General features: G+C 39.1%; 3 protein-coding genes. 1 reads left to right on the top strand and 2 read right to left on the bottom strand.

The annotated features are described in order from the left end of the window. Nucleotides 1–145: 145 nt before the first annotated feature. Nucleotides 146–1942 (bottom strand): membrane protein insertase YidC, encoded by a 1797-nt coding sequence (yidC, locus tag E1176_RS09655; RefSeq protein WP_155210403.1) that lies wholly within the window; start codon nucleotides 1940–1942, stop codon nucleotides 146–148. A 22-nt stretch (nucleotides 1943–1964) separates the two neighbouring features. Beyond that, nucleotides 1965–3590, bottom strand: coding sequence for a CTP synthase (gene pyrG / locus E1176_RS09650; RefSeq protein WP_155210402.1), 1626 nt, complete (start codon nucleotides 3588–3590; stop codon nucleotides 1965–1967). A 270-nt stretch (nucleotides 3591–3860) separates the two neighbouring features. Here pyrG and E1176_RS09645 point away from each other — a divergent pair. Then, nucleotides 3861–7802: Ig-like domain-containing protein (locus tag E1176_RS09645; protein WP_155210401.1), on the top strand; the 3942-nt coding region annotated here is incomplete at its 3' end.

Here is a 7802-nt window from a genome sequence, read left to right as displayed (position 1 = left end):
TGATTAGATCTTGGTTTACAAAATAGGGTTACAAAGATATAAGTTTAATTGAATTATGTAAGTACTAAAAAAGTCTCGTGGGTAACAAAAACGAAAGGCTCCCGATTAGGAGCCTTTACGTTGATTTTATGTGAAAAAATAGTTTTTATTTCTTCTTTTTATCTTGTGCTTTCATGGCATCCTCAAGCTTTTGCTGAAATTTAGATTTCTTTTTATTAGCATTCTTTTTCTTATTCTCCTCAAGAATCTGCTTGATTTTATCTTCGTCAATAAATTTTCTGATAAGCGTCTGCTGACCGAAAGTAACAATGTTTGATACAAAGTAGTAGAAACTTAATGCAGCAGGATAAGAGTTAAGCACAAACATGAAAATAAGCGGCATCATATAGCTAAATGCCTTCATGGGCCCCTGTACAGTGCTCACTTGTTGTTGTGAGTATGTCATCATGATTGTAGACATAGTCATTAACAACACAAACAAACTCACGTGATCTCCATAGAATGGAATTGTGAAAGGTAGGTTTAAAATAGAGTCGTATGTAGATAAATCATTAGCCCATAAAAACCCTTCTTGCCTTAGCTCGATAGATTGTGGAAAGAAGTAGAACATCGCTAACAAAATTGGCATCTGTAATAGCATTGGAATACAGCCACTTACAGGATTTACCCCCACTTTTTGGTAAAGCTTCATTTGCTCTTGCTGAGCTTTAGACATGTCTTCACCATGTTTCTCTTTAATTTCGTCAAGCTCTGGTTTTAACACCTTCATTTTTGCCATCGATACGTATGACTTGTATGAAAGAGGGGACAGGGCAAGCTTTATGATTAGCACCATAATAATGATGATGATGCCGTAATTGCCTATAAACGAGCTTAAAAAGTCGAATAATGGAATAATAACAAACTTATTAACCCATTTCATCGGTGGCCATCCTAGTGCCAGGTTGCGAGAAAATTCATCTGCAACATCGTCTAAAAGGTAATAATCATTTGGACCAAAGAAGTACTTATAATTACCTGTGCCAGATGTAACATCCTCCAAAGGAATGGTCAGTCTAACTTTGGCATCTTTTACTGTATTGGTATCAGCTGGGTTTATATTCGTTGAGAATTTACCTTTTCCAAAGCTTTTATCTGCTACGATCGCTGCGATAAAGAAACGCTGTTTTAACGCTACCCATTTCACACCTTCAACAGATGCCTCTTCAAGGCTATTACTTCCCTCTGCGAGGTTGTCAAAATCTTCATCAGTCGTATAGAAATTGATCGTAGAGTTTCTACGACTCATTTCTATATCTTTTTCCTGAGCGATCATACGATCGTTCCACTCGTAGATTAACTCATCTTTGGTGATGTAATTTTTCAACCCATTTAAATTGAGTTGGTAACCTACCTGATATCCTGTTTTCGGAATAGTGTAGATGTGTTCAATAGATTTGCCTTCACCTAAGTTAAGTGCGTAAGACAATAAAATAGAATCACCTTTTTGTGATTTATTAGCAGTGTAGTAAAGTTCGTGTAAGTCTACCTGACGACCACTGGCTGTTGCTTTTAAATGAAAATTATTACTACTATCATTAAATAAGACAAGTGGGCCTCCGCTACTATTTTTAAACTTAGTAAGTATTACATTTTTAGGGACACCACCCTTGTTAGAGAAATCGATTTTTAAATAATCAGTTTCTATAGTGGTAAAGCTTTCCTCTCCCTGTCCACCTGCGGCAAAAATACCATACTTCTGTTTTATTTCTTCATTAAGCACAGAGTCATCGACAGCTGTGATGGTCGTTTCGGTTTGCTTAACATCCTCTTCAGGAGTGGTGGTAGCTTCTGTAGTTGTTTCTTTATTCTCTGGTTCAACAGGATCTGGTGCAAAGAATTGGAAATATAAAATCACCAAAAGGGCGATTAAGACTAAGCCTGTAGCTTGATTCTTATCCATAATTAATTATTAATATCAGCTATTAATTCTTCGTATTTGATTTTTTACTATTTAGAGCAGCCTCTACAAATTTCACAAATAAAGGGTGCGGGTTTAAAACAGTACTTTTGAGCTCGGGATGAAACTGAGAGCCTATAAACCATGGGTGGTCTTCAAGCTCCACAACTTCAACTAATTTAGTGTCAGGATTTATACCTGTTGCCTTAAGACCGGCCTTTTCTATTCGCTCTAGGTATTTATTATTAAACTCATATCTATGGCGGTGTCTTTCGGATATAGTCTTCTTTCCATATACAGAATACACCTTGCTGCTTTTTTTAAGGTTGCAAGGATAGGCACCTAAACGCATAGTTCCACCCAGATCTACTATTTTTTTCTGCTCTTCCATTAAGTCTATCACCGGGTGCTTCGTGTCAGGATTCATTTCTGTAGATGTTGCCTCTTTCAATTTTAATACGTTTCTGGCAAACTCTATCACAGCACACTGCATCCCTAAACAAATGCCAAAAAATGGCACCTGATTCTCTCTGGCGTATTTTACGGCCTGAATTTTACCTTCTACACCACGTTCGCCAAATCCGGGTGCAACTAAGATGCCATCGAGCTTTTCTAAGACAGATTGGCAGTTTTCTTCATTTATTGACTCAGAGCTGATCCATTGAAGATTTACTTTGCATTCATTTACCGAGCCGGCATGTATAAATGCTTCGGCTATAGATTTGTATGCGTCTGGTAGCTCGACATACTTACCTATTAGGCCAATTTTAACTTCATCTGTTGGGTTTTTTAGGTTACCTAAAAAGTCTTTCCACTGGTCGAGATTAGGCTCAGTTTTGTTCGGGATTTTAAGCTTGGCCAAAACCCTTTCCGCCAGCTTTTCTTTTTTCATCAAAAGCGGTACATCATAAATAGTTTCAGCATCGAGAGCTTCGATCACCGAATTGATGTGCACGTTGCAAAATAAAGCAAGCTTCTTTCTAATTTCTTGAGGTAAGCGCATCTCGGAGCGACATACTAAAATGTCTGGCTGAATACCTGCTTCAAGAAGTTGCTTTACAGAGTGCTGGGTTGGTTTTGTCTTCAATTCCTTTGCAGCACTTAAATAAGGTATGAGGGTGAGGTGTATTACAAGAAAATTATTGGCCCCTACATCCCATTTCACCTGTCTTACCGCTTCTATAAATGGTAAAGACTCAATGTCACCAACGCAACCACCAATCTCAGTTATTACAAAATCAAAGTCTCCGCTCTCACCCAACTGAAAGACGTTTCTTTTAATCTCATCGGTGATGTGAGGTACTACCTGTACAGTTTTTCCAAGGTATTCACCTTTTCTCTCTTTGGTAATTACATTGTTATAAATACGTCCGGTAGTAACATTGTTTGCCTGTGAAGTAGGCGTGTTTAAAAATCGTTCGTAGTGTCCTAAATCAAGGTCAGTTTCTGCACCATCATCCGTCACGTAACATTCACCGTGCTCATAAGGGTTTAGCGTTCCTGGATCTATATTAATGTAAGGGTCGAATTTTTGGATTGTAACCTTAAATCCTCTTGCCTGTAAAAGTTTACCTAAAGAAGCGGAAATAATGCCTTTTCCAAGAGATGATGTTACCCCACCGGTAACGAAGATGTATTTAGCAGCAGCCATAAGTTATTTAAAATCGAGTTGTATTTGCATTCGAACTTATGGGATGCAAAGGTAATAGGATTAACCTTAAAAAATGGGATTTAGGATGTTTTTTATCAAGTGAAAAAAGAATATAGAAAAATGCTAGAAAGCGGGTTACCAAATACCACTTATACTACATTAATGCCTAAAATAGTGATATTGTGCTTTTACCTAATCGAGTATTAGGTAATTGTTTTCGATCTTGTTATTTTGTGCCGCTAAAACCAACTTACTTAACATCAACCCCACATGGTTAAAAAAGGTCGTTTATTACTTGTTTTCATAATTATATTCTTCGGTAGTTTTCAAGTCTACAGTCAGTCATGCAGTGGTGCAGATGGTACACCAGTGATTACTGGTAATCTAGTTAAGGGAAATGGTAACTTATGTGCTAACTCAGCAACTATACCTTACAATTGGGAAATTACATACAATAATGTAGATGATGGTGGAAATCCTAATTTGGTCGAGTTCGTTGTAACTTGGGATGACGGAACTGCTCAGGTTTTTAGTTATAGTCCAGTAACAGGCACTAACGTTGTTAATAAGGTTGGGCCCAATGAATATCGAGCTACGATCACACATTTTTTTCCACGGAATGGTGCTGAGGTTAAATGTGAGTACACTCCACAGGTTTATCTGCAAGTAAATGGTGTTTCATGCGCTTCCTCCACTACACAGACTCCTGGAACAGTGGTAAAGTGGAATACGGATGATCAAAATACAGGAAATCTTGAATTGTCAGAATCGAACACTGGCTTGGTGGTGTTTGAAGTTTGTGCCGGGGAAGAGGTAGATCTGACTTTTTTAGACAGAAGTACATTTAATTGCGTTCCTCCTGGGTATGCAGGTCCCGGTAGTTTTCCAAATAACAGAAAGAGATGGTTTCAATTTGTCTATGGAACAGCTAATACAATAACGTCATCAACTGGTGTATTGATTGATGGCATTAATTATACATACCCTTACACTGATCCAACTGTTACAGAGTCAGGGGCCATTGCTACTGGACCTATTCCAGTTGAAACTGGAGTTATTACGATACCCTCAGATGCATCACCCGGAGAGGTTTTTGAAGTGACTTTAAATAATTGGAATTGGTGTAATAGTTATCCTGGAAATGCTCCAGTTATTACCACTGCTCAGGTACTAATTATAGAATCCCCTTCTCAAGCCAACAACTTACCAGAAGAGATTTGTCATGGATCAGGTCTTGGAGGAGTAAACTTTCAAATTAATGGGACTGGAGGAAGTACAGTAATTAATTGGTATGACAACGATCCTGACATAGGTGGCAATTTAATAGCCAACCCTAATGGCAATAATTCAAACTCTTTTCCTGCTTCAAGTTTTCCAGGAGGGTTGGATACTAATATAGCAGGTACCTACTCTATGTGGGCTACTTATGTGGTTGGGGCTACAAATGGTTGTGAAAGCGAGCCTGAAGAGGTTACAGTGACAGTGAGAGATGAACTTGATAGACCTGACCCAATCAATAGTTCCTCTTCAATCTGTAACAATACAAATAATGTGACTTTTTCAGTACCTGATCCTGAAGGCTCAACCCCCTTCGGAGGCAATTGGGAATATCAATGGAATAGTACTGGGGGTGGAGGTGTAAACTTTGACGCCACAAGTGGTCAGAGTGTGACCGTGGACTTTAACATTGGAGGGACTTTCACCAGTGTAACAAGAACTATTCGAGTTAGACGTAGATACATAAATAATCCCAGATGTAATTCACCATACCGAACGCGAACTGTCACAATATTTGGACAAACTCAAGGAGGTTCAACTACATCTGATAATACCATATGCGAAGGAGATAACACTGGAGTCATTACTTTGTCAGGTCATATAGGAACAATACTCAATTGGGAAAGACAGGTTGATGGGGGTGGTTTTATAGATATTGGTAACAATGGTAACACAACATTCAATGAAAATTTAGCTGCAGAGGGAACCTATGAATATCGTGCAGTAATAGACAACGGACCATGTACAACTGAAACAAGTACTATAACCACTATTGAGGTCAACCCAATTCCAGTTCAGCCTACTATTTCTGAAGTGGGGGATGGAGTGGATATTTGTGAAAATGGAGATCAGGTAATTTTACAATCGAGCAATGTGGATGGCAATGCAGATGAATACGCCTGGTTTAAAGACCCCGACCTTACAACACCCGTGCAGCAAACATCAAGTAATCAATTAATTCTAAATTCTGTAGCCGAATCCGGTCGATACTTTGTACAAGTTATAGGTATAAATCCAACAAACTGCGAAAGCGCGATATCTGCTCCAATTGATGTAGTAATCAACCCCTTACCTAGAGCTGCGGTTTCAGGGGGAGGTTCTGTCTGTGCTGGTATACCAGGGCCACCGGCAGTAATCACAATGACCGGAACAGGACCATTTAATGTCACTTATGAAAGAAATGGAAACCCTACAACTGTAAATAATATAACTTCACCATATACAATACCCGGATCATCAACAGTGACTGATGACCCGGATACATATGTGGTAACTTCAATCACAGATTTAGGAACTACAGTAAATTGTACCGTCACAGCCCCATCACCCAATATTACTGGCTCTGCCACGATCGCCACAAGTGGAACACCACCGCCTACTATTGACAGCTTCACTGTTGGGGCACCTGTATGCGATGATGGACCTGGAACTGTTCTACCCTCTATCACTTTAGATCTCAATCCTAACTCTGCAGAAAACTATGATATTGATTTTGAGATTAGAAACAGTGCAACTGCTTTAGTTCTCTCCAGAACTATAAATAAAAATACCGATGGGGCTGGAGTTCTTACTTTTAACACTACAGATTTAGACTACGCTGATCTAGGAAATTTGCCGGATACTTATGAAATCAGACTTACATCTATAATAAATACTTTCACAGGTTGTAATGCCGCTGGTTTACCAGAGTTAGGTACAATAACTATAAATCCTCGCCCAGCAGATCCTGTTAATCCAGTCGATGGTGTAGCATGTTCATCCGACCTAACAGGTGCAACTATTTCAGTGGACGATCCTGGAGCAGGGAATCTTATAGTCTGGTATGAAGATGCAGCATTAAGTACTATAGCTACAGGTACAACAGGTGGCAATAACCAGGAGCAATTTACGCCAACAAGTAATGCGACATTTACGTATTATGCAGTAACTGAGAGCCAAACAGCTCCAACTCTTTGTCAAAGTGTAAATGCCGTTCCTGTCCAGCATACCCAAGATTTGGCCCCTAGCCCAGCTGCTGATTTTCCAGATTTTGAGACATGTGATCAAACAGCCACACTTAGTGCCACACCAGCAGATAATGGAGGTACTGGTATATGGACACTAGGTTCCGTTGTTTATTATGAGCCTTTCCCATCATCTGATAATGATTTAGGTATTACTGGACCAAATCCACATGCCTTTGGTTTTACACACCCTAATAATAATTGGTCAGTGGCTGTTCCCGGTAACAGCATCTTTACAGCTACCCAAGATTGGATAAAGGTTGATAATGGGAGAATGTCTGCAAGAGATGTTAATAATAGTACTGTTGAATGGGTTTCAACCACTATTCCGCTAACCGGATCTGTAGATATTAGTTTAGATTTAGCTGAAACTGGGAATCAAAGTGGAACGGATTTTATTAGAGCATTTTATAGGTTAAATGGAGTGATAGAAACTCAATTTGGAGCGATTGATGATGATGCAACTTCAGATGGTGTATTTGAAACATTTACGGCATCTGGTGTAGGAGTTGCAGGAAATAACTTGGAAATCATAGTAAGAGCAAAAAATAATGGTAATACTGATGAGCATTGGTTGGATAATATTAAAGTGACACCAACAGGAACATCTATACCATCAATTATCGACCCAAATAATCCAAACACTACCGTCACTGGCCTGCAAGTAGGTCCCCAGACTTTCACATGGACAATAACGAGTGCTTTGGGAGTTTGTAGCTCATCCTCAGATGATGTAACTATTACAAGAAATCCTCTACCAGATGTCATTGATCCAAACCCAGAGGTGTGCGAAGTTCAACCCAGGGAGAGTGATGATGCAACGGTTGATTTAGAATCATATGAGAATTCAATTACCACACTTCCTGCAGGTAATAGAACTGTATCCTGGTTTACTGATCCAGGATTGACAATTAATCCTGCTGATATAAAT

It is taken from the genome of Fulvivirga aurantia (assembly GCF_009711475.1).
Taxonomy (GTDB): domain Bacteria; phylum Bacteroidota; class Bacteroidia; order Cytophagales; family Cyclobacteriaceae; genus Fulvivirga; species Fulvivirga aurantia.
This window is presented reverse-complemented; position numbering and strand designations above follow the sequence as displayed.